22 protein-coding genes are annotated in these 26,838 nt (G+C 43.0%); 8 read left to right on the forward strand and 14 right to left on the reverse strand.

What is annotated here, in order from left to right; genetic code table 11:
• Window positions 1–6: 6 nt before the first annotated feature.
• The 7 genes from E3D81_RS01975 to E3D81_RS02005 form a co-directional block, all read right to left on the reverse strand.
• A complete protein-coding gene (locus tag E3D81_RS01975) occupies window positions 7–3,051 on the reverse strand; it encodes a SusC/RagA family TonB-linked outer membrane protein (RefSeq protein WP_134776225.1) in 3,045 nt (1,014 codons plus the stop codon).
• Window positions 3,052–3,233: 182 nt separating this feature from the next.
• On the reverse strand, window positions 3,234–3,539 hold the full coding sequence (locus tag E3D81_RS01980; protein ID WP_099366559.1) for a hypothetical protein: 306 nt from the start codon (window positions 3,537–3,539) through the stop codon (window positions 3,234–3,236).
• Between the two features lie 9 nt (window positions 3,540–3,548).
• Complete coding sequence (locus tag E3D81_RS01985) at window positions 3,549–4,385, reverse strand: hypothetical protein (protein WP_099366560.1); 837 nt, start codon at window positions 4,383–4,385, stop codon at window positions 3,549–3,551.
• Window positions 4,386–4,388: 3 nt separating this feature from the next.
• Entirely contained in the window at window positions 4,389–7,784 is a 3,396-nt protein-coding gene (locus E3D81_RS01990) for a carboxypeptidase regulatory-like domain-containing protein (protein ID WP_167554210.1), read from the reverse strand.
• 136 nt (window positions 7,785–7,920) lie between these two features.
• The gene (locus E3D81_RS01995; RefSeq protein WP_134776227.1) at window positions 7,921–8,625 is read right to left on the reverse strand and encodes a FecR family protein; all 705 of its coding nucleotides are present in this window, start codon (window positions 8,623–8,625) and stop codon (window positions 7,921–7,923) included.
• Window positions 8,532–9,152, reverse strand: coding sequence for a hypothetical protein (locus tag E3D81_RS02000; RefSeq protein WP_134776228.1), 621 nt, complete (start codon window positions 9,150–9,152; stop codon window positions 8,532–8,534). The genes E3D81_RS01995 and E3D81_RS02000 overlap by 94 nt, the downstream gene beginning before the upstream one ends.
• Window positions 9,153–9,242: 90 nt before the next feature.
• Window positions 9,243–9,827 carry an RNA polymerase sigma factor gene (locus E3D81_RS02005; RefSeq protein ID WP_134776229.1) on the reverse strand — a complete coding sequence of 195 codons (585 nt, stop codon included), beginning with the start codon at window positions 9,825–9,827 and terminating at the stop codon, window positions 9,243–9,245.
• Window positions 9,828–10,393: 566 nt separating this feature from the next.
• On the opposite strand from E3D81_RS02005, the gene E3D81_RS02010 reads away from it, so the two are divergent.
• Together E3D81_RS02010 and E3D81_RS02015 are read left to right on the forward strand one after the other, a co-directional pair.
• A complete protein-coding gene (locus E3D81_RS02010; RefSeq protein WP_134776230.1) occupies window positions 10,394–11,350 on the forward strand; it encodes a ribose-phosphate pyrophosphokinase in 957 nt (318 codons plus the stop codon).
• A 252-nt stretch (window positions 11,351–11,602) separates the two neighbouring features.
• A complete protein-coding gene (locus tag E3D81_RS02015; RefSeq protein WP_099368214.1) occupies window positions 11,603–12,199 on the forward strand; it encodes a 50S ribosomal protein L25/general stress protein Ctc in 597 nt (198 codons plus the stop codon).
• A 197-nt stretch (window positions 12,200–12,396) separates the two neighbouring features.
• Here the strand turns inward: E3D81_RS02015 and ric are convergent, their stop codons facing one another.
• Window positions 12,397–13,119 carry an iron-sulfur cluster repair di-iron protein gene (ric, locus tag E3D81_RS02020; RefSeq protein WP_099368213.1) on the reverse strand — a complete coding sequence of 241 codons (723 nt, stop codon included), beginning with the start codon at window positions 13,117–13,119 and terminating at the stop codon, window positions 12,397–12,399.
• 73 nt (window positions 13,120–13,192) lie between these two features.
• Complete coding sequence (gene azu / locus E3D81_RS02025; protein ID WP_134776231.1) at window positions 13,193–13,726, reverse strand: azurin; 534 nt, start codon at window positions 13,724–13,726, stop codon at window positions 13,193–13,195.
• 142 nt (window positions 13,727–13,868) lie between these two features.
• Between azu and pth the strand changes: the two genes are divergently transcribed.
• From pth to E3D81_RS02035, 3 genes are all read left to right on the forward strand, one after another.
• Window positions 13,869–14,432, forward strand: coding sequence for an aminoacyl-tRNA hydrolase (gene pth / locus E3D81_RS02030; RefSeq protein WP_134776232.1), 564 nt, complete (start codon window positions 13,869–13,871; stop codon window positions 14,430–14,432).
• 139 nt (window positions 14,433–14,571) lie between these two features.
• Window positions 14,572–14,763, forward strand: coding sequence for a hypothetical protein (locus tag E3D81_RS17165; protein WP_099368210.1), 192 nt, complete (start codon window positions 14,572–14,574; stop codon window positions 14,761–14,763).
• Window positions 14,760–15,545, forward strand: a complete 786-nt coding sequence (locus E3D81_RS02035) for a prohibitin family protein (protein WP_099368209.1) — start codon at window positions 14,760–14,762, stop codon at window positions 15,543–15,545. Before E3D81_RS17165 ends, E3D81_RS02035 begins: the two co-directional genes overlap by 4 nt.
• A gap of 313 nt (window positions 15,546–15,858) precedes the next feature.
• Here E3D81_RS02035 and E3D81_RS02040 read toward each other — a convergent pair whose 3' ends face one another.
• Together E3D81_RS02040 and E3D81_RS02045 are read right to left on the reverse strand one after the other, a co-directional pair.
• On the reverse strand, window positions 15,859–17,868 hold the full coding sequence (locus E3D81_RS02040) for a M56 family metallopeptidase (protein WP_134776233.1): 2,010 nt from the start codon (window positions 17,866–17,868) through the stop codon (window positions 15,859–15,861).
• 51 nt (window positions 17,869–17,919) lie between these two features.
• On the reverse strand, window positions 17,920–18,285 hold the full coding sequence (locus tag E3D81_RS02045) for a BlaI/MecI/CopY family transcriptional regulator (protein ID WP_099368207.1): 366 nt from the start codon (window positions 18,283–18,285) through the stop codon (window positions 17,920–17,922).
• Between the two features lie 312 nt (window positions 18,286–18,597).
• On the opposite strand from E3D81_RS02045, the gene E3D81_RS02050 reads away from it, so the two are divergent.
• Window positions 18,598–19,884 carry a citrate synthase gene (locus E3D81_RS02050; protein ID WP_099368206.1) on the forward strand — a complete coding sequence of 429 codons (1,287 nt, stop codon included), beginning with the start codon at window positions 18,598–18,600 and terminating at the stop codon, window positions 19,882–19,884.
• A 229-nt stretch (window positions 19,885–20,113) separates the two neighbouring features.
• Here E3D81_RS02050 and E3D81_RS02055 read toward each other — a convergent pair whose 3' ends face one another.
• Window positions 20,114–20,569: a T9SS type A sorting domain-containing protein gene (locus tag E3D81_RS02055; protein ID WP_134776234.1), complete on the reverse strand. Its 456-nt coding sequence runs from the start codon at window positions 20,567–20,569 to the stop codon at window positions 20,114–20,116.
• Window positions 20,570–20,775: 206 nt separating this feature from the next.
• Here E3D81_RS02055 and E3D81_RS02060 point away from each other — a divergent pair, with 206 nt between their 5' ends.
• Window positions 20,776–22,716: a KUP/HAK/KT family potassium transporter gene (locus E3D81_RS02060; RefSeq protein WP_134776235.1), complete on the forward strand. Its 1,941-nt coding sequence runs from the start codon at window positions 20,776–20,778 to the stop codon at window positions 22,714–22,716.
• A 247-nt stretch (window positions 22,717–22,963) separates the two neighbouring features.
• Here E3D81_RS02060 and E3D81_RS02065 read toward each other — a convergent pair whose 3' ends face one another.
• Together E3D81_RS02065 and E3D81_RS02070 are read right to left on the reverse strand one after the other, a co-directional pair.
• Complete coding sequence (locus tag E3D81_RS02065) at window positions 22,964–24,652, reverse strand: amino acid permease (protein WP_134776236.1); 1,689 nt, start codon at window positions 24,650–24,652, stop codon at window positions 22,964–22,966.
• Window positions 24,653–24,695: 43 nt separating this feature from the next.
• Entirely contained in the window at window positions 24,696–25,418 is a 723-nt protein-coding gene (locus E3D81_RS02070) for a hypothetical protein (RefSeq protein WP_099368202.1), read from the reverse strand.
• A 51-nt stretch (window positions 25,419–25,469) separates the two neighbouring features.
• Between E3D81_RS02070 and tyrS the strand changes: the two genes are divergently transcribed.
• Entirely contained in the window at window positions 25,470–26,753 is a 1,284-nt protein-coding gene (gene tyrS / locus E3D81_RS02075; RefSeq protein ID WP_134776237.1) for a tyrosine--tRNA ligase, read from the forward strand.
• The last annotated feature ends 85 nt before the right edge of the window (window positions 26,754–26,838 follow it).

A 26,838-nucleotide genomic window follows, 5' to 3' on the forward strand; every position in this document is an offset into this window, starting at 1 on the left:
GGCCTATTAAAATGAAAATTTCAAACCTAAATCAAATCCCCTGGTCGCTGGAACCCCTAGGTTGTCAAACCCGAAGGACCCCGCTCCTGCTACTCCTGCTCCAGATCCGGAAACTTCCGGATCAACTCCCGAATAATCCGTGAACAACAACAAGTTTCTTCCGGTCAGTGTGAACTGGAGATTCGATAATTTCAACCTCTCTGTAAACGAAGCCGGTGCCTTATACGAAAGACTCACATAACGCAATCGGATCCAGCTTCCATCTTCCACGAAATTATACCCATTGTTCGCAAACCTGCTGGTATAATAATCTTGGTTCAACGGAATAGCGGTGGTATTGGTCGCTCCGGTGGATTCGATGATACCCGGAATCACAGCCGTTCCGCGATCCAGCGTCAATGGACTCAAACCCGACAACACCAAGGTATAGGCCGTTGCATTGAATACATCGCCACCCTGGCGAACATCCCACATAAAGGATAATCCAAGGTTTTTATATTGGAAATTGTTGGTGATACCGCCGATCCAGTCCGGATTACGGTCGCCGATATTGGACAAGGTCGAAACTACTTGTGGCATACCGTTATTATCCAATAAATATTGTCCGGCATCATTGGTTTTCCAGGTTTTTCCATTTATCCCAAACAGGGTAGAATTCAAGAAGGCAGCTCCTTGTGCAGCATCGCCCTTTACCCAAGCATCCGACAGTTCCACCCGATCCAAGAAACCAGGAAGATTAAGCACAGTGGCCTTATTTTTACTGAAATTCACATCGAAGGACCATGAAAAATCGTGCTTTTTAACTGCTTGCACGTTCAAAATCCCTTCCCAACCAACATTCTCGATCTCTCCACCGTTCAGCACGGCCAAGAACGAGCCTGAAGAAGGCGGAGTCCTGGTGCTCAGGATCTGATTATCCGAATTTGTCTTGTACCAGGTCACATCCAATCCGATACGGTTATTGAACATTTTAAGATCCGCGCCAAATTCCAACGAATTCGTGAATTCCGGAACCAGGTTAGGATTTCCATAGGTATCATTCATATTGGAGATAAATCCACGTGGATTGATGGTGAAATCATTGATATAGGTACCTAAGGTTGTGGCCAATTTATGCGCTGGTGCATCTTTACCTACCTGCGCCCAGGCTGCCCTTAATTTTGCATACGACAGAAAACCGGTACTACTGTTTCCAGAAAGTTCCTTCATCAGGTCCGTAAGGATAATGGAGGTGCTCACTGCTGGATAGAAAAAGGAATTTTGACCTGCTCGGAGGGTGGATGTCCAATCGTTTCTTCCTTTTAGGTTCAGGTAGATGATGTTTTTCCAATCTGCCGTAAAATCACCGAACACCCCAACAATTCTCCTTCTGGAGATGCTGGTGGATACGGTACGGTCTTCCGCCAACGCATTATTGATGGAAGCAAAATCCGGATCAATGAAATTCCTTGCTGTGGCGGTATTGGTTTCTCTAAATATCGTCTCTATGTTATGACCAACGGTAAAATCAAAATTAAAGTCCGACACTGATTGCTTGGCATTGGCCAAGAACGTCGAAGTGGTCAGTTGGTTATTGGCCTTTGATTCAGTCATATAACCCGTTAATCCAGTTTGTGATGTCGGAGCCGTGATACTTTGAAAATTCTCCCCATAATAATCTGTTCCCAATCGATAGGTCAAGGTCAACCATTCATAGGGGTTATAATTCACATCCCCCATCGCGATCACCCTGTTAACCCTATTGGTTATCGGTTTTTTATTGATGGTCCAATACGGGTTATCAATGGCATTTTCCCCATTTTCACTCAGGGTTTTCTGCGTTCCATCCTCATTCAGGAAATCTGTCATCTGCACGTTCCTCGGCCAATAGATGGCACCCATTACCCCATTTTCAGAACCCTGCGGGAAATAGGTACGACCTGTATTCATATAGGTCATATTGGCGCCGATCTTTAGGTTGTCGAATATCTTATGGTCTGCGTTCAACCGAAAGGACCTTCTGGAAAAGTCGTTGTTCTTTGCGATACCTCCCTGTTCCATGAGGTTTCCAGAAACATAGAAGGTAGAACGTTCCGAACCACCACTCGCCGAGAGGTCGTGGTTCTGGGCAAAGCCAGTTTTGAAGAATCCGCCCAGATTATCGTAGATCACCTCATTTGATGCAAACTCTGGCCCCCAGGAAAGGTAACTTTCATTTTCGAAAATCCCGTTTCGTCCCTGTTTAAAGACCCCTTGCAATTCTGGCAATTTATTCGCCTTATCCCAAGAGAAGGTATTTCCGTAGCTGATGCTTCCTTTTCCGGAATTCCCCCGCTTGGTCGTGATGATCACTGCACCAGAGGCTGCCCGCAATCCATAAAGGGCAGATGCGGCAGGACCTTTCAATACCGAAATACTTGCGATGTCTTCGGGATTGATGTCGATGGCCCGGTTGGATGCCGGGGCCACTCCTGCTGTTAAACCTCCTTGGGAGATGGGCGTGCTGTTATCGATCGGAATACCATCCACAACAAATAGCGGTTGGTTATTCCCACTCAGGGAACTTCCACCTCGGATGTAGATAGAGGCAGAGGTACCGGGTGAACCTCCAGAATTGGTTACCTGTACACCAGCCACCTTACCTTGTAGGGTGTTCACTAAGTTGGGCTGATTACTTTCGGTCAGCTCTTTGGAAGAAACATTCTGGGCGGAATAACCCAAGCTTCTTGCCTGTTGCTTGATACCCATGGCGGTCACTACCACTTCGTCGATCGCTTCATCGGACGATTGCAGCGTGATGTTGTATACATTTCCAGCACCGACCACCTGGTTCCTTTCATCGGAACCGATCATGCGAAACACCAAGGTCTCGCCTGGAGCAGCTTGAATCGAGAAGGTTCCGTCCGCATTGGTCTGCACCATCCGGTCGGTCCCTTTCACGAGCACCGTAACATTTGAAAGCACCTCTCCATTGGAAGAAACAACTTTCCCTGTTACCGCTTTTTGCTGCGCCATCAAACAGGATGCATACAACGCTACCCCGAAAAAAGTAAGTAAAAATCTTCTTTTCATGTGTTTGATTTTAATTTAGGATTTATGTTTATAAGTTTTTTAGGCGATCATATCGTGATATGATAGTACAAGTCTACAAAAAAAAGTAGTTCATGCAACGCTCTTCCCGATTAAATGAAAAAGCAATCCCTGAGAATGATTAAATTTCACGCCCAGGGATTAAATTAAAGGTTAATATCAGTTTAAATTGCTTTTATTTTCCGTAACATCCGTTGGATCTCCAGATCCTGTTTATGGTGCCCATTTTTCAAGATAGCATTTCCTTTGCATTCCTTCTTAAGCTCATGTGCAGCGACTTTATAATCCTCCAATATTTCATCCAATTTATTTAGGATGTGGCAGTACTCCCGATGTGCTTCGCGCAGGAATTGATGCTTCTCGCGCAGGGAAGAAAGTTCCTCCTCAAAACCATGGAGCTGGTAAAGGATTTCCAATCCGTAGATCCTACGCATGAGTTCCTGATGCTGATGGGTGTTGATGCCTTTCATGGAGCCGGATTAAAATCTTTCCAAAACACTAAAAAAATTATTGACAGTAAATCCACCATCTTTATTATTATTGTAGGTATTATAATCTTCCTTAGAAAACGGGGTTACTTTACGAGGGTTTAGCCAAATTGTGTAAATATGCCTTCTTGAGGTTTTTTCCAAAAAATAATAAGCCCTAAATAAATCTTGAGAATTTCTACCCTTTATTTTTAATTCTTCTTTTTGATTATTCAATAATTTTAATTTTATAGCAACATATTTTTCATAATGTTTTACTTTAAAATATTCTTTTGGAAATTTAGATGAGATATTGAATATGGTATCTAACGGTTTTTCGGTATATTCAACATGCACCCAAGGTCTTGATTTTTCTTCTATTATGCCATAAACTGCGAGATGAAAAGGTTTCTTATCCGGGAATAAGTCTGTATTCTGTCCAAAAAACTTCACATACATATATCCTTTTTCGGTTTTAAAATCATCTAAAGGGTGTTTGTCACTTACAGTCAAGGTAGAATCGGCAAAATCTGAAACGTAATACACCTGGTTGATTTCTCTTTTATGGTTTGGAATTTGGTGCCATCCTGATAATTTAGCGTTATTGAAATTCAATTTAATTTTAATGCTGTCTTTGCCCGCTTCATAAGGTATTAGATATCGTCCTCGTTCCATTTTGTATTCATTCTCTTGATAGGTAATACTTTTCAAGGATAAATTCCCTATAGCATTCAATTTTATTTGGGTAACTGGCAGGATATTTTCATCAACTACGGATTTACTGCAGGCTTGGACAAATAAAAACCCCAGAACCAATCCAATCTGTACCCATAACATTTTCTTTCTCATGATTTAAAAATTATATGAAATATTTAGACCAAAGCGGCGACCATCCCTAAATCTGTAAAGGATAGCATCCCCATCGTCATAATTATATCTTAGATCCCCAACACTAGGTCTCTCTGCATTTTTAGGATCTAATTTAATCGCTTCTTCCATTTCTCCTGGAGACTTGTACTTTTCATTTCTATAAAATACAGCCCAATCATTCAACAGATTGGCAGCATTGAATTTTACCTCCATCTTTTTCTTCATAAAACGTGCATACACTTGGAGATCCAATTGTCTTGGGGCATTCTCAAACTCCACAAGGTTCATCTGCACATGGGTTAGCGAAGTCCGATGCCCCCTATGGTTGAAGCTACCTGTAATTCCATAATTTTCACCCCAATAAGCTATCCCGAGGTTCAACAACCAAGGCGATTGTCCTATTAATGGCCGATCCTGACCTGGCAATCTTTCTTTCGTTCTTACCACCTCCTCATCCACTCTTGTCGTTTTATAGATATCCAACACCTCTACCCTGGACCGCAATAGCGTTCCATTGCCAAACAGATATAGGTTCTTCAGCCAATTGGATTTCCCAAGGAATCCCATGTTTTTCCGGAATTCCAATTCTAGCCCTTTGTTATAGGCAGAAAGCATATTGTTATAATAGTAGGTTTTGGAATTTTCTGATCGACTCCGCATCAATTCTACCGGGGCATCCAGGTATTTATAATAGGCCGTAATGGAGAGCAGTTCCTCCGCACTCGGGTACCACTCCAAACGGACGTCGGTATTTTCTACTCCCGTGGTAAAAACATGTTCCCCATATACGTTGGCATTCAATTCCGGGATATTACCCCCTACCATTGCGGTTTCCCTGAAATCTGGCCGGATGGCTGTCCGTGAAAAAGAGCTTCTAAAATTGATGTTATGGGTGAGGTTTAACGTGGCGTTTACAGAAGGCATCCAGCGCACATCCTTGTCAAACACTCCCTTTTGATGCCGGTACAATGGATTATCAATTACAGTAGGATTAAATTCACTCCGTCTGGCAAATGCGGCATCCTGCTGGTTCTTGAGATCGTAATATTCTACACGGACCCCATATACCAACCTTAGGAAACGCCATAAACGTTGATCCATCATGGCATATAGGGAATGGTTCTTCATCCTTCCTTCAAACATGTTTCCATTGGTATAGCTGGGAAAATAATAAACTTGGTTATCCTGATCCCCCACGTTGGCATGGTCGGCAAAAATATCATGGTAGGAAAGGAAGGGAACCGTGCTTGATTCATTTCCTTTTACATAAGAACGCATCATAAACATTACCCTTTCCTGATCATAGCTCTTACGTTTGTCCCAACCTTGATAACCCACTTTGATGATATTTTGGTATTTATCCCCAAAATCGAAACTCTTCGACAAAGCGGTTGCCCAATTGTAGTCCACACCATCCGCTAAGGACCATAGCCTTCCTTCCCGACCCAATTCACCCGACCCAGTCTGTGAGGTAGTATAAACCGCTGGCGTCTGATACCGCATTTTCCCTTCATGCTCTAAAGTTGGGTTATACCGCAACCGACGCTCATCCAAGATCCGCATCTTGCTGTTATTCACGGTGAACATCCCTTCCAATTTGATGCGCCATGGAAAATGGTAGTCACCATTGATCTGATGCTGTAAAATGGAAAGGGATTCCGGCAATTGATATTGTTCCCTGGCCGGATGAAGATCATCCGACTCCACCGCATCCGAATAGTTCATTCGGTAATATTCCGAGAAATCATCGGCGTAGGTTCTCGAGTAGACATTTTTTATGGCCAGCTTAAATTTTGGACCTTGGATACCAATGTTCCCGATCAAACCGCTGCTGCTATTAAATCGATAGGTCACTCCAGGACCATTATAGCCAAATTTATCGCTATCCATCCATCTCCCAGTTACCTTTCCATCAGGCGAATAATGGATAAAAGTGGCACCGCGTACATTATTGGATTGCCTTAGGTTCTGTTCATTCCGGAAATTCGCACTGGCCACAAATCCCAAACGGATATCCTCCGGGAGATCAAATACCCGGCCCAAGGAAAACCTAAAATTCTGGTTGGGGCTTCCGATATACCTATTCCTTCTAAGAGGTTCAACCGTAAATCGTTTACTCTGCTCGATCGCATCCAAATCCCCATAGGTTCGAGGGTCGGTATGGATGATCAGAAACTTATCCTTAATGGATGGATCGGTTTGTTTCCCTCTTGGGATCACCTCCTTCTGCCGGGCTTCCATATGGATATACCATGGGGTAATCCCCGCCGGAATTTCGGCACTTTTATCATAGAACCCCAGGTACTCATTTGTTTTCCGCTCACCCAATCGATAGAAATCTTTACCTAGGCTCTGGCTATTTCCTCCGGTACCTAGGCTGATACTGGTAAAGTTGCGATCGGGGATGTCCAGGGTATTCACGGAGATCTGTCCTCCGGCAAATTCCGAAGAGACATCCGGCGTAGCAGTCTTGTTCACCACCACTGAGCTCACCAATTCCGTAGGGATGACATCAAAAGCGAAATCGCGTTTAAAGATGGAGGTACTTGGTAAATTCACCCCATCGATCTGGGCCTGATTATACCTGTCCGACATCCCCCGAACCACCACCGATCGGTTGTTCACCGTGGTTAAGCCGGTCACCCTTTTCAGTACCTGTCCCATATCGTTGTCGGGTGTCCTCGCGATCTCCTCCGCAGAGATCCCATCGGTTACCGAGGCCGCATTCTTCCTGGCGGCCAATAGCCCGGAAATTGTGGCTTTCTTAAAGGTTGTGGTGACCACCACCTCCTTGATCTTGGAACTGGTTTCCCTCATGGCGAGATCCATCCGTACCATTTCGCCTGCGCGAACCAGTACATCCACGACCTTTTGTGTCTGGTAGGACACGTGGCTGACCATGATGGTATACGTTCCGATAGGGACATCCATGCTGAAGGATCCATCGGCAGCCGTTCGGGTACTATAGCCGTTCTCCTGCAGTTTGATGCTCACCCGATAGATTCCCTTTCCCCTACTGTCCACAATCTTGCCGATGATCTTTCCCATCTGTTGCTTTGAAGCCTTAGCAGCAGATTTTGTATCGGCTACCTTATGGATGACCACGATATTGTTCTTGATGCTATAGCGGTAAGGCAGGTGGGAAAAACAGGCATTCAAGGCTTCTTCCAGCGTGGCGCTGGCCAGTTTAACGGTTACCTTGGACGTTCCGGCGAAGATATTGGCGTCATAAAAGAAATCGTAGCCCGATTGCTTTCTGGCTTCCAAGAGTACTTCCGGAATGCTGGCATTGGATTTAACCATACTGATTCGTTGTCCGTAGGTTTTTGCGGAAACCTGGATCAAACAACAGCAAATGAGGAGCATGCATAATTTCATAATGCGCATGACTTGATAAAAATTCATACTTTTGTTCTTGTATTAAGTTATCTAAAATTTGAGATTCAGATTTTATGAAGCGTTTACCAGGCGATGTTGTTACGAGCAGCATCGCCTATTTACTTCTTTAAGGGTATTATTTTCGCACTAACAACCTCCTTTCCGATAAGCTGATCTGGAATTGACCCGTGCTGTTCAGCATGTCTATGATGGCCGACAGGGGTTGTTTCCGGGATATGATACCGGAAAACCGTAGGTTTTCCAGCTCCGCCGGGCAGGATGCTTTCACATCATACCAGCGTTCGATCTCTTTTAATATATGGCCTAAAGAATGGTCCTGGAACTGGAAATCCCCATGACGCCAGGCGATGGCCTCGTCGGTTTTCCCGCTTCTGATATGTATCTGCTCACTTAGATAGGCCGTTTCGCCAGGATGCAGAATGGCCTGCCCTGCTGTTTGCTTACTGCGCACCAGCAATTTTCCGCTTGCCAAACTGGTGGTTTCCATTTCGCCCGCATAGGCCCGGATGTTAAAGGTGGTACCCAGCACCTCCACTTGTTGATGCTCGGTCTCTACAATAAATGGGACTTTTTTCCATTGCGGATTGCTCGAGCGTGAAGGAGATGAGGCTACCTCGAAGAAGACTTCACCGCTTACCTGGACTTTTCTTTCCTGCTCCTCAAAAAGGCTAGGAAAACGGATGCTGGAACCTGCATTCAGGTAGGCGATACTGCCATCGGAAAGCTCTACACGGTACTGCTGCGCATTGCTGGTCGAGATCCGATGGATGCTGGATTTCCTGGAAGGGCCTGCTGTTTGGAAATCTTGATAATGCGGCAATTTTTTGGGGATATAGACCACGCCATTGGCGGTATAACGTATTTGGACCGCTTGATCTTCGAATGCAATCCATCCTTCCTTTTGTCCTGAAGCTCTTTGCTGCCTGTTTTCGAGAAGGATAATAGGGCTTTTGTTTGGGCAGCCGGCACATCCTGCTGAACCATTTGCTCTTGGTTTTCTTGCCTATTCCCTATCCCATAGAATTTCCAAATCCAAAAGCTGAATGCCATCAATAGGAAAATCACGGCTGCCCAGGAAATCCATCGCTTATGGATGTTATAGACCTTGGTAGGTTTTGCATTATCGGAATTCATTTTGTTGCGGATGTGTGCATAGACCCGGGCAAGCAGTTCGGCTTCCTCGCCGTGCATAGGAATTTCTTTTCCCTCGATTTCAATCGGAATTTCTTTACCTTCTTCCCGATCTGTCAGCCTCAGAAAACAGATCTCCAATCGATCGATTTCCTCTGCTGTACAGGCGGAATGGCTGTATCTTTCCAATAACTTATCAAATTCCTTTTGGGTCATTTCTAACAAATACCTTGATGCGTCTATTAGAAAGGAACGAAATATTAAAAAATGGCTATTGGGAAAATCCGATTTAATAATTTGATAATATTAGATGAATATAAAACGGGTGGTTTTTAAGGTTTTGACGAAGCGTTTTCGGATCTCTTTTAATTGGTTGTTGACGGTGTGGGGCGAGGTCTGAAGTTCGGAGGCGATCTGCGCGATGGATTTCTTGTCCTCGAAACGGAGGGTATAGACCTGCCGCATGCGTTTGGGCAATTGGGAAATGGCTATTTCCAGGAGGGTTTCCAGTTCCTGGGTATGGGCCTGCTTGAAGGCCAGGGAAAGTTCTTCCAAGCCCAATAGACTTTCGGGCAGATTTTCCCAAATTTCATAGAGTATGGGCTGTTTTTTGTTTTTGCGGTAATAATTGAGGACCCGGTTGATGGCCATCCCATAGAGGTAGGGATAGATCTCGCCCTGGGGCTGGTATTTCTTCCTTCTTTCCCAAAGGCAGAGGAAAATATCCTGCAGGATATCCTGCGCAGCATCCCGGTCGCTGATCCGCTTGGTTATTTCTTGGAATAATCGGAGGGAATAAGCTTGATAGACTTCCTCAAAAGCCGCCTGGTTATCTTGCTGAATGGCTTCCCAACGCTTTTTATCCAGAGCTTTCATGGATGATTTTACCATAATTTTACTGTAATATTAAATTATATTCATCAAAATTAAAAATTTAGAAGTTGTAATCAAGATTATTTTTTTATGAATAAATTTGGGAGGAAGGGGGTTGGGGGGGGGTGGGGAAGGGTTGTGGAATGATTACAAAAATATTGCGTTTTCTATATGTAAATGATATGTTTTCGCTGTAAAATCAAGGTTTAAGTATGGTTAAAGCAGGTTTTTAGTATGTTAGGTTACTAAATACATACTTTCAGGTTACTTTCAGTATGCTTTCAGTACGAACTAAACTTGTTACTGCCCACCCCGCGTGATGGCACCCTTCCACGTCATTGCCCATCCCGCGTAATGACACCCTCCGCGTCATTGCGAGGAACGAAGCAATCTTTGGACTAATCGAAAGATTGCTTCGTCGTGCCTCCTCGCAATGACGCAGAAAGTGCATCCCCCCATCTCCCCACCACCTCCCACCATCTCCCCCCATCTCCCCATCTCCCCATCTCCCCTTCCAATTAATTTTAAATTTTAAAACATTTACCTAACTTTGCGGCTACAATAAATTAATAAATCATTTCACCATGCCTTTGCAATTCAATACCGTAAAATTATTTGCTGGATCTGGAACCCAGGAGCTAGCGACAAAGATTTCAAAATCTTACGGAAAGCCACTAGGAGACATGACCTTGTCGAAATTCTCTGACGGCGAAATCCAACCTTTCTACAACGAATCCGTTCGTGGAAGTGATGTTTTCCTGATCCAATCGACCAATCAACCATCCGACAACCTGTTGGAATTATTGTTGATGATCGATGCAGCAAAACGTGCTTCAGCACATTACATTACGGTTGTTGTTCCTTATTTTGGATATGCCCGTCAAGACCGTAAGGACAAACCTCGTGTGGCCATTGGCGCAAAAATGATCGCAAACCTGATCACCGCTGCTGGAGCATCCCGTATCATGACCATGGACCTGCATGCTGCCCAGATTCAAGGCTTCTTTGATATCCCGGTAGATCACTTGGATGGTGCCATCATCTTCGTTCCTTACATCAAATCCTTGAACTTGGAGAACCTGATGATCGCTTCGCCAGATATGGGTGGTTCTTACCGTGCCCGTACCTTCGCGAAATTCTTCAATGCAGAGGTAGTCATCTGTGATAAACGCAGAAAACGTGCAAACGAGATTGAATCGATGTCGATCATTGGTGATGTAACAGGTATGGATGTGGTATTGATCGATGATATCTGCGATACAGCAGGTACCCTATCGAAAGCTGCGGCATTGATCATGGAAAATGGTGCAAAATCTGTTCGTGCAGTATGTACACACGCTGTACTTTCCGGAAAAGCATACGAAACGATCGAGAACTCCGTATTAACGGAAATGATCGTTACAGATACCATTCAGTTGAATCCTGAAAAAGCAGCATTATGCAGTAAAATCAAAGTGCTTTCTACAGCGGATCTTTTCGCAAACGCCATCAAGAACGTAAATGAGCACGGCTCCATCTCGGATCTTTTTGACGTAAAGTAAAGCGAAGCTTTGCTTTACTTTAGTATTTAGTAGTAAGTATTTAGTATAAAGAACTATGTCGGCTAACCTATAGCCGACATTTTTTGTGATATACTTATCCGCCATAGATCAAAGTACTAAGCCGCCATAGATCTTCCTGCTAAGACGCCATAGGTCTAACTACTAAATACTCACTACTAAATACTGCTACTAATTTTGTTTTTCCAAAACAAAATTAGTAGCTTTGCGCCTCATTATTTAAATTTTATAACAATGAAATCAATTGCTATTAGCGGTTCTGCAAGACAGAACGTAGGGAAAAGAGAATCGAAAGAATTGCGTTACGAGGGTCAGATCCCTGCTGTTCTTTACGGAGGTAAAGAGCAAACACATTTTTCGGTTTCCGCAGCTGATTTGAAGCCAGTTCTATACACTCCAGAAGTGATCTTCGTAGAATTGGATATCGATGGTAAAAAAGCAAAAGCTATCGTTCAAGAAGCTCAATTCCACCCATTAACTGATTTAGTTACACATGTTGACTTCTTAGAACTTTTCGATGATAAAGAAGTTTCTGTAAACATTCCTATTACCTTGGTAGGTACTTCTCCAGGTGTTAAAATGGGGGGTAAATTGGTACAGAAATTACGTAAACTTCGCGTGAAAGCATTACCTAACAACCTTCCTCAAGAAATTGAGATCCCTATGGAAGGATTGGAAGTTGGTAAATCTTACCGTGTTGGTAAAGTAGATTTGAAAGACGCAAAAGTATTGAATAACAGCGACGATACTATCGTTTCAGTTGTTATGTCTCGTGCATTACGTCAAGCAGAGCAAGAAGCAGCTAAAGCAGCTAAAGGCGGTAAAAAATAAGTTTAGTAGTTAGTAGTTAGTATTTAGTAGTTAGATGTATAACGGCTAGGTATTTTAAACTTAATAACTAATAAGAACTTAATATTTAGAAAATAGAAAAGGCATCGAAATTCGATGCCTTTTTCATTTTACAAACTGTTCAACTAAATAAAAAAATGTTAATGTAGAGTTTCAATTTTGGTATTGAGACCCGATTGTTAATGTAGAGACTCTTCTAATTTTATTGATTTTGGAAATAAAATATTGTTTTCGAGATGGATGTGTTTATGAAGATCCTGCTCGAACTCCCGCAGCATATCAAACGATACCCGGTAGGTGCTGCAAGCGTCATCTGGCACGGTATAGTTGTTGGTAAGCTCCTTGATGCGTTCAAAGCGGTCGCCTTCGGCCTCATGTTCGTGTACCATCATGCTGATCGGGTTCTTTACGGTTCCGAAGGTAGGGGTTTCCGGCTTTTCCTGATGGCTCTTGGATTCTTCCAAGGCCTCAATGAACGGAAACAGGATGCGTTCTTCCTTTTCCAGATGATGACCCAGATCCAAGGCACATTCCTCGAACAATCGGTTCACTTCGATCAGCTCGGGATGACGCTCACCATGTACGCGAGCGACCTTGTTCAGGTAGGCCAACAGTACAGGCGTTTTCTCCCGCACATAGCGATGGTGGGTCTTCACGATATAGGAAACCAATAGATCGGATGGCCAGGCACTGAAATCGATGTTCTCGCCGCCTTTCGCGTTCAGCACATCCTCCAGCTCGGTAACCAAGGGGTCCAAGGCTACGCCTTTCTTAGCCGCTGCATCTTCCACCGAACGTTGTCCGCCACAGCAGAAATCCAACCCATATTTTGAAAAAACCGCTGCTGTCCTAAAATCCTGCGCAACGATATCACCCATTTTGTTTTTTGCTAATGCTTCCATGTTTTTTCATTTTTTCCCCTCTTATTTGAATTTAAGAGGTTCTTTTTTTATATAAGAGCTTCGTTATAGCGATTTATTCGGCAATGATCTTCCCTTTCATGATGCCCGCATGACCTGGGAAAGTACAGATATAATCGTAGGTTCCAGGTTCCAAGGTGAATTCGATCTTCGATTCCTCACCACCTCCGATCAATTTGGTATGCGCTATGATATCCGCCGATTCAGGGATGTACTCTTTATCCTTTGCTTTCAGTGCTGCCTCGGTAAAGGCCGTGATATCCGTTCCTGCTTTTAAGACCACCAGGTTGTGGCCCATCACTTCTTTGGCCATCTTGCCCACATGCTTTAGGGTAAGGCTTACAGGCTCTCCAGCCTTCACTTTGATCTCGTGGATATTGTATTTCATTTGGTCATCACTCTCCACAACCACCTCATTGGAAACCGCTGCCGTGGAGCTTGGCTCTGCAACAGGGGTACTCGTCGTTGTCGCTGATGTTTCGTGATTACTGTGATCCACTGCTGGTTTATCTTTTTGTTCGCCCGAACCACAAGAGGCAATAAATAGACCTGCGATTGCGAGGCCAGTGAAACTAAATAACTTTTTCATAAGATGTCATTTCTATTTAAGACAAATTTGTCGTTTATATGGAGATTAAAAAGTGATGCTTGCTACTTTTTAAAATGATCCTAAGCTGATTGGCAAAAAATGGGCTATGGGAAATTGTGTGTAATTCCCTATTTTTGCTGCCATGAACTATTTGATCGTCGGATTAGGAAACATAGGCAGGGAATATGCCGATACCAGGCACAATGTAGGTTTTATGGTGGCGGATGAGCTGGCCAATCAGGCAGGGGTTACCTGGTCTACCTTAAAGCATGCCTATTATACCGATTTCAAGCAGCGTGGACATCAGGTGTATGTAATCAAACCGACCACCTACATGAACCTCAGCGGAAAAGCGGTGAACTATTGGATGAAAGAGCTGAAGGTTCCGGTGGAGAACGTATTGGTGATCGTGGATGACCTGGCGATTCCCTTTGGATCTTTGCGCATTAAACCCAAAGGTTCGGCAGCAGGACATAACGGACTACGCTCGATCGAAGCGACCTTGGGCACGCAGGCTTATCCTCGCTTGCGGTTTGGGATTTCGGATAATTTCCAGAAAGGCCGTCAGGTGGATTATGTATTGGGGCCTTTCGATCCGGATGAGCAAAAGGATCTGCCGGCACATATCGAACACGCCGTAAAGATGGTGCATAGCTTCGTAAATATTGGTATTGAACTCACGATGACGAATTTAAATACAAAATAACGAACAAAAATTCTTCTATTCTTGCCGATCATGGCATTTTATACTAAAAATCATAAGGAAATCCATAAAAGATTTCCTTTTTTCATTGGAAAATTCCAAAATTTTTAGTAATTTTTGGAAAAAGAGAAGGAGAAAACCAATGAGGAAGATTAGCCCCTATATTTCGATACCTGTAGTGATCTTTTTAGTGATATTGGGATCAACTGAAGCTTTTCAGCTGCTGAGTGAGCGGTCTGATTGGGATGTTTTTCTAGGGGTCTTGCTGGTGATCCTTCTGATTGCGGTCGTTTATAATTTTTTCAAATATATCTTTAACAAACCAATTGAATGAAAAGAAACATGATTGCTTTGGGCGCGACGCTGTTCGTTGCCCTGATCGTATGGATTAGTTGTACGGAACGTATTGATGCCGGTTATGAAGGCATTAAGGTGAAACTTTACGGCTCGGATAAAGGGGTTCAGGATGTGAGCCTGGTAACGGGTCGGGTATGGTATAATCCGATCACGGAATCCATTTATGAATTTCCGACCTATGTTCAGACTGTGAATTATGAGAATTTTACGGTGAATGCGAAAGATGGATCTGTTTTTACGGTTGATCCTACCCTATCTCTACGCGTGTCGAATGGCAGTACACCGAAGATCTTTATCAAATATAGGAAACAGATCGATGAGATCTTGGGGAATACGTTGGTGAACCATATCAAGGATGTTTACCGCATTGAATTCAATAAGTATTCTACGGATTCTATTATTAGCAACAGGGAGAAATTTGAAGCGGGTGTTCAGGCGAAGATGATTGCTTTCCTGGAGCAGGAAGGATTTATTTTGGAGCAGTTGACCAGCGGTATTCAGTATCCGGAGGCAATTACGCAGGCAATCAATGCGAAGAATGCAGCAATCCAGAAGGCTCAGCAAGCGGAGAATGAGCTGAAGGTGGTGGAAGCAGACGCGAAGAAGATGATCGTGCAGGCAGAGGCGGAAGCAAAGGCCAATGAACTGAGACAAACGACCCTATCGCCTTTGATTATTCAGCAGCAATTTATTGAGAAATGGGACGGCTCTACGCCATTGTATGGAAATAGCCCGGTGATTTTTAAGGAGTTGAAGTAGAGGTAGAGGTATTGGCATGGCGAACTTCCCGTCATTGCGAGAGATACGTCATTGCGAGGAACTATACGTCATTGCGAGGAACGAAGCAATCTTCCCTCATGTCATGCTGAGCGGAGCCGAAGCATCTGTTCGTAGGTAATAACCGTACAGATCCTTCGACTGCGCTCAGGATGACAAAGTCCAAAGATTGCTTCGTCGTACCTCCTCGCAATGACGTAGGGCCACTTAATGTCGCGGAGGTCGCAATGACGGAGTTCCTCGCAATGACAGCGAGGTCGCAATGACGTTCCTCCTCCCCATGACGATAAAAAACCTACTTTGTCATTACCGAAACAGCGCCTTCTGAAGCCTTGTCTCCAAACATATGTTTCGCTGTCTCATCCGGAATATAAGCAACCTCCTTAATATCCTTTACATCCAACCTTGACAACTTCCCTGCTTTCACTTCCTTACCATCTAAATAATACACCGCTTTTTCAGGAAGATTATTCAGGAACTCAGTATAATCCCCCTCCTTTATCAATCGCCTATTGATTCGAATAGGATTCGCATCACCAGGAAACTTTTTAAAACCTGTAACGACTACCTCCTTTACCCTTCCATGTAGCGAAGGAATAGAATCCTTAGTCACTTTTCCAAGGCCATTAAATCCTAACTTTGTTGTAATCAAAATTACACCATCTTTCCCTCTATCACCATATAAAGCGGTAGCGGATTTATCCTTAAGCACGGTAATAGACTCGATATTATGTGTTTCAATCCCCTCCCAACTACTTGCCGGGCTACCATCGACTACGATTAAAGGCTCTCCCACGGACCCTACTTTACTTCCATCGATCCCGAACTTTGTCAGTCCATCCTTATTTCTGAAAAACAACTTTGAAACTTCACCAGTGGTACCAACCCCATTAATATTCAATTTTTTCACCTCTGGATCCCCTTGTTTATTTTCTCCTGAATTACTTCCTATGGAAACAGAAAAGGTCTTTGTATGTCGGCCCTTCAATGCATCAAAATTACTGTTTTCTACCTCTCCTCCCTTAAGGGTAATATAAACTTTCCCCTTATCGGTCTTAGTAGTTCCATCCGTTGGATTATAGATCTCCACAGCTAAAATATTCTTTGGATCAATTTTTTCAAACTCCGCCTCCTCTTTAACCTCTTTTCCATTGACAAAGAACTGCGGACGATCCTCTTTATTCTTATAATTCAATTTAAAATTGTCGGGTTTTACAATCACCATCCGCTTATTGGAACCATCCACATCACTCACATAAGAGGCTTTTCCAGAAACAACCATGTTAACAGAAGGATCGTATGCAATTTTCTTAAGCTGAACAGTATCCCTTTTCACTTCCTTCACCGTATCCTTCGCCCCAATCTTCGGCAAATTCACCACTACCTCATCCAGCATCTTCCCCACATCTGCCTGTTTCAGGTTGTCCACAACAACCTCGATTTTACCTTCTGCCTGGCTTACCGAAAAGGTAATCCCGGCCACGATCAACATCGGGAGCATAAAAGCATATTTGCTCAGCTCCAATTTAGATGACCTTTTTTTGTTCATCATCATAATGCGCTTTTTTAGTGTGTTAAAATTAAACTGATTACTGATGCCGACCCGAGCACCCTGCTTGGTGACATTCAGCAATGAATACTGATAAGTCTGTCGATCCACCCCTTTATCCAGCACCTGTTGATCGGTCAGGAATTCTAGATTCTGACGCACGGCTCTGCGCATGAGCCATACGAAAGGATTGTACCAACAGCTTATCAATACAAACTCAAACAATAATACATCTACACTGTGTTGGCCTTTCACGTGGATGTATTCGTGTTTAAATATATCGTTCAGTTCCAGCTCTTCATGCTGTTGCTGATGTAAATAGATCTTGTTGAAAAATGAAAATGGTGTAATAGGAAATACCACATTCCTGAACAGGTAATCGCGCCACTGGGCAGGCTTCGAATGCCAATGTATCCGAAATAGGCTCAACAATTGGAAGATCAGCTTCAGGGCAAAAACAGCGGCTCCTAATAGCAAAAGTCCAGCCAGCAGGTCCGAGAGCGCCAAACTGCTCTGGGTTTCCTCCAGGTCAAAAGGCAGATAAGCCAGCACCTCCCCTTTTGGAAGATCGATCTTTTCTGCAAACCATGCCCTGATGTTCAGAAAGGGATATACAAAGGCATATACTGCGCCCAAAACAAAATAAACCCTGTTGAGGGAATAGAATGTCAATCCCTTCAACAGAAAATGATAGCCCAGGAATAACAGACTCAGCAATAGGTTTACTTGAAGGATATAGGTTAGTAGACTTTCCATGGTTAGTCGCTTTTATGGTACAGGATGTTTTGCTATTCTTCTTCGGAAGGATTACTTGCTTTTATTGTTCTGGATCATATCCATGATTTCCTTCAGTTCATTCGGGCTCAGTTTCTCTTCTTTCACGAAAAAGGAAACCATCTCCTTATAGGAGTTCTTAAAATAATCGCCCACGAAGGAGTTCATGAATTTTCCTTTATACTCTTCTGAGCTGATGAGTGGCTCGTAACGTTTGGCATTGGCATATTTTACAGGTTTTACATAACCTTTCCGCTCCAGGTTCCGGATGGTGGACGCCAAAGTGGTATAGGGCATTTCCGAACCCTTCATGTTCTCCAGAATCTCTCGAATAAAGCCGCCATTCAATTGCCAGATGGACAGCATCGCCTCTTCTTCTTGTATCGTTAATTTTTCCATTTTCCTTATTATTTCCTCTAATTTACGAATAATTCGTAGTTCTCCAAGATATTTAACATTTTTTTAATATTTGGTTCAACAGCTAAGTGGCTGAGGGTTAGCGAGACAACCATCAAAAGCGCTATTAAAAACAGCCTTAAATACAGCAAAAAAGGCTAAAATAAGGTTTTCCGAACTTTCTGGAAATTTGTCTTAAAATGACGATTATATGTTATTATTATTCAATTTTAACCTCAGAAAATAGAAATCAATTTTATACATTTGTAAGTAAACGTTATATGTTATAATACCATTAATACTAGAAATTTTATTATGTCTGAAACTGCATCTATTAACTTGAATGGATCTACCTTCGAGATGCCTGTCATCACAGGGACAGAGAATGAGAAAGCCCTAGATATTTCGAAACTTAGAGACCAATCAGGATATATTACTTTGGATCCCGGATTCAAGAACACGGGTTCTACAAAAAGTGCTATTACATTCCTAGACGGTGAAAAGGGTATCCTACAATACAGAGGATATGCTATTGAAGATTTAGCTGAAAAATCCACTTTCCTTGAAGTTGCTTATTTATTGATCTACGGAGATCTTCCTTCGAAGGACGTACTGGAGAAATTCCGTGCGGATATTCGTGCTCAGATGATGATCCATGAGGATATGAAGAACTTCTTTACAGGATTTCCTTCCAAATCACACCCGATGGGTCAATTGTCCTGTTTAGTAGGTGTATTATCTTCTTTCTATCCAGAGTCTTTGAACCCGAACCAAACAGAAGAAGAAGAAAACAAAACCATCATCAATCTATTGGCGAAAATGCCTACGATTGTTTCTTGGATCCAGAAGAAATCATTGGGACATCCGGTAGTTTATCCGAAGAACAATTTCGGTTATATCGAGAACTTCCTGAACATGATCTTTGGAGAGGTGAATCAAGAGAAAACTTTCGATCCATTGATCATTGATGCAATGCATAAATTATTGATCCTTCATGCAGATCATGAGCAGAACTGTTCGACCTCTACGGTAAGAATGGTAGGATCATCCAATGCGAATATGTACGCTTCGATCTCAGCAGGAATCAATGCGCTTTGGGGACCACTTCATGGTGGAGCGAACCAAGCGGTAATTGAAATGTTGGAAGCGATCAAAGCTGATGGTGGCGATGCAGACAAATATTTGGCAAAAGCAAAAGATAAGAACGATCCTTTCCGTTTGATGGGATTCGGACACCGTGTATATAAGAACTTTGACCCTCGTGCGAAGATCATTAAGAAAGCTTGTGACGATGTGTTGGAGAAATTAGGGGTTAATGATCCGGTATTGGATATTGCGAAACGTTTGGAAGAAGCAGCATTGAACGATCAGTATTTCATCGATCGTAAGTTGTATCCGAATGTGGATTTCTATTCGGGAATTATTTACCGTGCATTAGGATTTAACTCGGATATGTTTACGGTATTGTTCGCTCTTGGTCGTTTACCAGGATGGATCGCACAATGGAAAGAAATGAGGGATAATAAAGAACCGATCGGAAGACCAAGACAGGTTTATATCGGTGAGACTTTACGTCCTTATGTGCCAATCTCTGAGAGGTAGGTAACACGTCATTTCGAGGCACTACACGTCATTGCGAGGAACGAAGCAATCTTCAAACTAATCGAAAGATTGCTTCGTTCCTCGCAATGACGCTTTTTTTGCTCCTCCCTAACCCACTTCTCCCTATCCCACATCTCGCCAACCCACTTACCCTATCCCACAAAAAAAAAGCCTCCCAATTCTTGGAAGGCTAAAAAAAATAAAAAAAATATCTTATCGAATACGAATCTTATCTAACCGTAAACCGTTTCACTACCGATTCCGTTCCGGAACTAACCCTTACAAAATAAAACCCTTCGAATAATTTCTGGTTCACATCAAAACTCAAACTCTGCTGTCCAGCTTCTAAGCTTGAATTATGCAGGTTCAACACTTCATTTCCCAAGGCATCCATAATCTTAATCACTACCGTATTGCTCTTGTTCAATTTGAAGTTCACTGTAACCTCTCCAGCAATAGGATTGTACAATACTTTTACATCATTGATTAATTTATCTGACTGCTCAGCCAATAAATTCACTTTTGCGACGTTTCTACTTTTAGATGCCACCATAGCGACCTTATTTGACCTTGTTCCAGCCGTATCAACGGATGAATGAGAGGCTTGCGCATAGCTGAACACAGCCCCTAAAAGGACTATGTTTAATAGTGCATAGCGTGATATTTTCCTCAATTCTAATTTCATCGTTGGTACTTAGATTTCTTTTCTGTGACTTGGTTTAACCAAAAGTAATCATTTAATCCTTAAAACCTAATACAAAAGTAGAGATTTTTCGATTTTTTGACGGGAAAAAATAAATCCTTTAACAATTTTTAACAGGAAATTACGTTGTGCCATAAAAAGTTGTAATTTCGTGCCGTTTTTATATTCTAAAACATTAACAATTAAGTATGTCCACAGACCATAAACAAAATCTCAACAAAATAAGTTTTGCGGGATTATTAATTAGTTTAGGAATCATTTTTGGCGACATCGGAACATCTCCCCTCTATGTATTCAAAGCGATCTTTAATAAAGGTGAAATCACGGAAATGGTCATCTTCGGAGGCCTTTCCTGTATCTTTTGGACGCTAACCCTACAAACGACTGTCAAATACGTATTGATTACCCTCAATGCCGATAACAAAGGGGAAGGTGGTATCCTATCCCTGTTCTCCCTGGTGAGAAGAAGAGCAAAATGGTTGATCATCCCGGCCATCATCGGTGCGAGTACACTGCTGGCCGATGGTATGATCACGCCTGCGATCACCATTTCCTCTGCGGTGGAAGGTTTGGCCATTAAAACGCCAAATTTCCCTACCATTCCGGTCGTGGTACTCATCATTTCCCTACTATTTATCATTCAACGATTCGGAACGAATATCGTCGGCCGTGTTTTCGGCCCGTTGATGTTCATCTGGTTCTCCACTATCGGGATCTTAGGGATCTCCTACCTTGGACATTCGCCGGAAATCTGGAAGGCTTTAAATCCATATTATGCTTACCAATTATTGAGCAATTACCCCAATGCCTGGTTTATCTTAGGGGCCATCTTCCTGTGTACAACGGGTGCTGAGGCGCTTTATTCCGATATGGGGCACTGTGGTAAGTCGAATATCCGTATCTCCTGGATCTTTGTGAAACTGATGTTGATCCTGAACTACTTCGGACAGGGTGCCTGGTTATTGGAACATCAAGGTTCCATGTTGGGTGAAATCAACCCGTTCTATGCCATTATGCCGGATTGGTTTGTGATCTGGGGAGTGACCATTGCGACCATTGCGGCTATCATCGCCAGTCAGGCGATGATTTCCGGATCATTTACGCTGATTGCCGAAGCTGTACGTCTGAATATTTGGCCGAAAGTGGCTATTCGATATCCTAGTGACCATAAAGGACAGATCTATGTCCCATCGGTTAACCTCATCCTCTATTTAGGCTGTATGTTAATCATCTTGGTATTCCGGGAATCCAGTAACATGGAGGCAGCCTATGGATTGGCCATTAACCTGACTTTCATCACCACAACCATCCTGATGACGGTATTTATGCTCAGAAAACGCATCAACCCTATTTTGGTAGGGCTGTTTGCCCTGGTGTATACTACCATCGAACTGGCTTTCTTGATGGGTAATATCAGTAAGATCACGCATGGTGGCTGGTTGACTTTGCTATTGGCCATTGTATTGTTCGTAGTGATGTATGCTTGGTTCGGCGCAAGGAAGATCAAGAACAGGTTTGTGAAGTTTGTGGATGTTAGGGAGTATTATCCTATCCTATCGGAATTGAGCGAGGATGAAACGGTGCCTTATTTTGCTTCCCATTTGGTGTATCTGACCAGTGCGAATAATATCCATGAGGTGGAATCGAAGATTACCTATTCGATCATCAATAAGAAGCCGAAACGGGCCGATGTGTATTGGCTGGCGCATGTGGATGTGATGGATAATCCGCATACGAGAGAATATAAGGTGACGCAATTGGTTCCTGGAAAAGTTATCCGGATAGATTTTCACTTGGGATTTAGGGAAGAGCAAAAGATCAGTTTATTGTTCCGGAAAGTGGTGGAAGATATGGTGAAGAATGGGGAGATTGATATAACCAGTAATTATGCGACCTTGAAGAAGCATCATATCCCTGGAGATTTTAATTTTGTTGTGCTGGAGAAAGTGATTTCGAAAACGCATTTCTTGAAATGGAATGAGAAAATTATTCTGGAGATCTATAAGGTTTTGAAAAAGTTCAGTTTATCGGAAGAAAAGGGTTTTGGGTTGGATAGTAGTTTTGTGACGCTTGAAAGGGTTCCATTGACTATTCCGAATACGGAAGAAGTGAAGCTGAAGAGGTTGTAGGGTTTTAGGCATTGCGAGGCTTCGCGTCATTGCGAAACTCTACGTCATTGCGAAACTATACGTCATTGCGAAGAACTTTCACGTCATTGCGAGGAGGTGCGACGAAGAAATCTTCCGATATGCGGCGCCCCATGTCATCCTGAGCGTAGTCGAAGGATCTATACGCTGTTACAAACGAACAGATGGTTCGACTACGCTCACCATGACATGGGTAAAGATTGCTTCGTTCCTCGCAATGACGATATATTTACTTCTCTTCCTTCCCTAATTTCGAGTGCTTATACCCATACGCGAAATAAATCACCAATCCTATCAACAACCAAATAATAAAAATTATCCAGTTACTTGCCCCCAATTCCGACATCAAGTATAGATTAATCAACACCCCAATCACCGGCAACAAAGAAAAATTATACTTATAACTCAACACACTCATCACTGCCCACACCAACCAAAATACAATCACCAGTGATTTATGCAACAATATCTCCGTAGAACCCATGGTCAACCAATGATCAAGAGTCTCTCCTCCGTATCTATACACCAAAAACAATCCCACCAAAAATCCAATCCCCACAATATACTTCCCATTCACATAAGGCACCCTAAACTTAGATTTCTTTGAAATCCCCGAATGGTCCATATACAACACCCCACAACAAACCAAAATAAAGGCAAAGAAAGTTCCCACAGAAGTCAGATCCACAAAGAAATCCATCTTAAAGAACAATGCTGGAATAGCCACGACAAAGCCTGTCACAATCGTTGCAAAGGAAGGAGTCTTATATTTTGGATGGATCTTCGAAAAGCTCTTTCCCAACAAACCATCACGGCTCATGGTCATCCAGATTCTTGGTTGTGCCAATTGAAACACCAACAAAGCAGAAGTAATCGCAATAACCGAAGTCACCGAAATAATCCCCGCCATATGATCAAATCCCACATAGGAAAACACATAGGCCAATGGATCTTTCACATTCAATTCCTTATAATTCACCATACCGGTAAGCACCAAGGTGATCGCCACATACAGAACCGCACAGATCAACAAACAATAGATCATCGCTCTAGGCAGATCCCGTTGAGGGTTCTTACACTCCTCCGCAGTTGTAGAAATTGAATCAAAGCCAATAAAGGCAAAGAAAACCGCAGCTACACCGCTCATCACCCCTCCCAAACCATTTGGTGCAAATGGCATCCAGTTCTCCGGTTTTACAAAGAAAATACCACCCAGGATCACTGCCAGGATGATCCCCACCTTGATGATCACCATGATGTTACTCGCCTTCCTGGACTCCTTGATACCGATATACACCAACCAGGTCACCAAAACTGTGATAATCCCCGCAGGGATATCCAGGATGATCGGCATCCCAGCAATCCGCGGAGCGGTTTCATAAGCTTGTAAAGCGATCTTATCGATGTTCTCCATCTTATCCAGACCAACCTCCAGGAACTTCTGATGCGCATCCAGGGCATAGCCCGGTGCCATCGTCATCCATCGGGGGATGTTGATGCCAAAGCCTTCGAGCATGGAAACAAAATACTGCGACCAGGAAATGGCCACCACCATATTGGAAACGGCATATTCGAGCACAAGCGCCCATCCAATGATCCAGGCGAACAGTTCCCCGAAAGTCACATAGGCATAGGTATAGGCACTTCCGGAAACAGGGACCGTACTGGCGAACTGTGCATAAGATAAGGCAGTGAACACACAGGCAAATGCGACAAAAACGAACAACATGGAGACCGCCGGCCCCCCGTTATAACTCGCCAAGCCGATGGTACTGAAGATACCGGCACCTACAATGGCCGCAATACCCAGGGAAACCAAATCCCTTACACCTAATATTTTTGCTAGTCCAGAACCGCCGTGCTCGGCATCGGACAAGATTTGATCAACGCTTTTCTTACGGAAAAGTCTATTTGCCATATTTAGTTAATTTATTGGGTCAAGGCTACAAATGTGAAAAAAATTATGATAAATACGTGATATTATCCTGAATATACATGTAGATCTCCTTGAAATTTGTTAATTGATTATCCCTATAATTGATCAGGACCTCGGTCAGTGCCTCGTGTTGGCTGGGCTGCGTTTCGAAAGTCCAAATACGTTTTGATATGTTGAATAAGGGGTTTGAAATCTTTTCCACCTCCTTATACTCAAAGATATAGCGCCAAGAGAGGAACTTATCATAAAAATCCATAAAGCCTTCCACATCCTCTACCCCCAGTGTTTTCAGGTAAGAACGCAAGGTGGATAGGTTTACATGTTCCAAATGTTCATACAATCGGCTTACGTTGACCAATTCGTGCTGGATCAGTAGATGGTCAAGCAGCAGTTCGATGGCAATATGCGCCATAAAGGAGGCGCGAATGGGCAAGCCTTCCAATACGGGTTCCAATTGCTTGCGCAATACATGGTTATGCTCGAGAAAGAATTCACTGCTATGGAAAAGCTTGTCGACTTCCACATGCCGGTACCAACCTTCGGAAATGGCCTGGGTCTGTGGATGGAGGAAAAATTGTTCTTCTTGTTTTTGGGGATGAAAGATATAGCTCTTATCTACATTTTTTAAAAGGTCGGGTAGCAGGGAGCCCAAAACACGCTCCGGCTGTGTCGCATACCGTTCAAAATAGAAATGAGAAAGAAAATTCATATCAACCCAATAACCGAACAATTTATCTGTAAGATACATTTTAATCTGTTATCTTTGCAATTCTTTAATAAAAAATCTTAAGGGTAAACTATGAACTTTGTAGAAGAACTACGCTGGAGAGGCATGCTTCAAGACATCATGCCAGGAACAGAAGAATTGCTAAACAAAGAAAAGGTGGCAGGCTATATCGGCTTCGACCCTACAGGCGATTCGCTACATGTTGGTCATTTAACGCAGATCATGACCCTGATCCACTTCCAACACGCTGGTCACAAACCGGTAGCTTTGGTGGGTGGTGCAACAGGAATGATCGGCGACCCTTCATTCAAATCAGCGGAGAGAAATCTCTTAGATGAAGAAACCTTACAACGCAATGTGAATGCGTTGAAAAATCAACTTGCAAAATTCTTGAGTTTTGGCGACGGGGAGACCGATGCCAAGATGGTGAACAATTACGATTGGTTCAAGGATTTCAAGTTTCTAGACTTCATCCGTGATATCGGGAAGCTGATTACCGTGAATTATATGATGGCCAAAGATTCTGTAAAGAAACGCTTGGAAGGCGAAAGTGGACTTTCCTTCACTGAATTCTCCTATCAACTAATTCAAGGTTATGATTTCTATTATCTATGGAAAAACCACAATTGTAAGGTGCAGATGGGTGGATCGGATCAATGGGGAAATATTGTTACCGGTAGTGAACTGATTCGTCGTATCGATCAGGGATCGGCCTTTGCGGTGACTACGCAATTGATCAAGAAATCGGATGGCCAAAAGTTCGGTAAAACCGAATCGGGAGCTGTATGGTTGGATCCGAAGAAAACTTCGCCTTATAAATATTATCAATTCTGGTTGAACGCTACGGATGATGACAGTAAATCGTGGATCAAGATCTTTACCTTAAAACCGAAGGAAGAGATTGATGCGATCATTGCAGAGCATGATGCTGCCCCACATTTACGTATCGTTCAAAAAGCATTGGCAAAAGATATTACGATCCGTACGCATTCGGAACAGGATTATGAAACAGCTGTTAAGACTTCGGAATTTCTTTTTGGAAATGGCGATTTGAGTTTCTTGTCCAATTTGGAGCATGATGCGGTTTTGGAAGTGTTCGATGGTGTACCTCAATTTGATCTTGCAAAAGATAAATTAGCGGCAGGGATAAATATTCTTGATCTTTTAGCAGTGGAAACACAGGTGTTTCCTTCTAAAGGTGAAGCTAGAAAAATGTTGCAAGGTGGTGGTGTTTCGTTGAACAGAGAGAAACTAACTGATGTGGAATTGGTGGTTGGGAATGATCAGTTGATCAATGGAAAGTATTTGATCGCGCAACGCGGTAAGAAGAATTATTATTTGATAACGGTTTCTTAAGAAACCTGCGTCATCGTAAGTTTGTAGGGAAGTTATAGGAATTAAAGAAACAGAATATAATTTTGTATTTCATTTAGGATACAGC

Source organism: Sphingobacterium sp. CZ-2 (genome assembly GCF_004526235.1).
Taxonomy (GTDB): Bacteria; Bacteroidota; Bacteroidia; order Sphingobacteriales; family Sphingobacteriaceae; genus Sphingobacterium; species Sphingobacterium tenebrionis.

Excerpts from the sequence above, each read along its gene's own strand:
- E3D81_RS01975 (WP_134776225.1), bottom strand. The coding sequence starts at position 3,051 with ATGAAAAGAAGATTTTTACTTACTTTTTTCGGGGTAGCGTTGTATGCA.
- E3D81_RS01980 (WP_099366559.1), bottom strand. The coding sequence starts at position 3,539 with ATGAAAGGCATCAACACCCATCAGCATCAGGAACTCATGCGTAGGATC.
- E3D81_RS01985 (WP_099366560.1), bottom strand. The coding sequence starts at position 4,385 with ATGAGAAAGAAAATGTTATGGGTACAGATTGGATTGGTTCTGGGGTTT.
- E3D81_RS01990 (WP_167554210.1), bottom strand. The coding sequence starts at position 7,784 with ATGAAATTATGCATGCTCCTCATTTGCTGTTGTTTGATCCAGGTTTCC.
- E3D81_RS02000 (WP_134776228.1), bottom strand. The coding sequence starts at position 9,152 with ATGACCCAAAAGGAATTTGATAAGTTATTGGAAAGATACAGCCATTCC.
- E3D81_RS02005 (WP_134776229.1), bottom strand. The coding sequence starts at position 9,827 with ATGGTAAAATCATCCATGAAAGCTCTGGATAAAAAGCGTTGGGAAGCC.
- E3D81_RS02010 (WP_134776230.1), top strand. The coding sequence starts at position 10,394 with ATGCCTTTGCAATTCAATACCGTAAAATTATTTGCTGGATCTGGAACC.
- E3D81_RS02015 (WP_099368214.1), top strand. The coding sequence starts at position 11,603 with ATGAAATCAATTGCTATTAGCGGTTCTGCAAGACAGAACGTAGGGAAA.
- ric (WP_099368213.1), bottom strand. The coding sequence starts at position 13,119 with ATGGAAGCATTAGCAAAAAACAAAATGGGTGATATCGTTGCGCAGGAT.
- azu (WP_134776231.1), bottom strand. The coding sequence starts at position 13,726 with ATGAAAAAGTTATTTAGTTTCACTGGCCTCGCAATCGCAGGTCTATTT.
- pth (WP_134776232.1), top strand. The coding sequence starts at position 13,869 with ATGAACTATTTGATCGTCGGATTAGGAAACATAGGCAGGGAATATGCC.
- E3D81_RS17165 (WP_099368210.1), top strand. The coding sequence starts at position 14,572 with ATGAGGAAGATTAGCCCCTATATTTCGATACCTGTAGTGATCTTTTTA.
- E3D81_RS02035 (WP_099368209.1), top strand. The coding sequence starts at position 14,760 with ATGAAAAGAAACATGATTGCTTTGGGCGCGACGCTGTTCGTTGCCCTG.
- E3D81_RS02040 (WP_134776233.1), bottom strand. The coding sequence starts at position 17,868 with ATGGAAAGTCTACTAACCTATATCCTTCAAGTAAACCTATTGCTGAGT.
- E3D81_RS02045 (WP_099368207.1), bottom strand. The coding sequence starts at position 18,285 with ATGGAAAAATTAACGATACAAGAAGAAGAGGCGATGCTGTCCATCTGG.
- E3D81_RS02050 (WP_099368206.1), top strand. The coding sequence starts at position 18,598 with ATGTCTGAAACTGCATCTATTAACTTGAATGGATCTACCTTCGAGATG.
- E3D81_RS02055 (WP_134776234.1), bottom strand. The coding sequence starts at position 20,569 with ATGAAATTAGAATTGAGGAAAATATCACGCTATGCACTATTAAACATA.
- E3D81_RS02060 (WP_134776235.1), top strand. The coding sequence starts at position 20,776 with ATGTCCACAGACCATAAACAAAATCTCAACAAAATAAGTTTTGCGGGA.
- E3D81_RS02065 (WP_134776236.1), bottom strand. The coding sequence starts at position 24,652 with ATGGCAAATAGACTTTTCCGTAAGAAAAGCGTTGATCAAATCTTGTCC.
- E3D81_RS02070 (WP_099368202.1), bottom strand. The coding sequence starts at position 25,418 with ATGTATCTTACAGATAAATTGTTCGGTTATTGGGTTGATATGAATTTT.
- tyrS (WP_134776237.1), top strand. The coding sequence starts at position 25,470 with ATGAACTTTGTAGAAGAACTACGCTGGAGAGGCATGCTTCAAGACATC.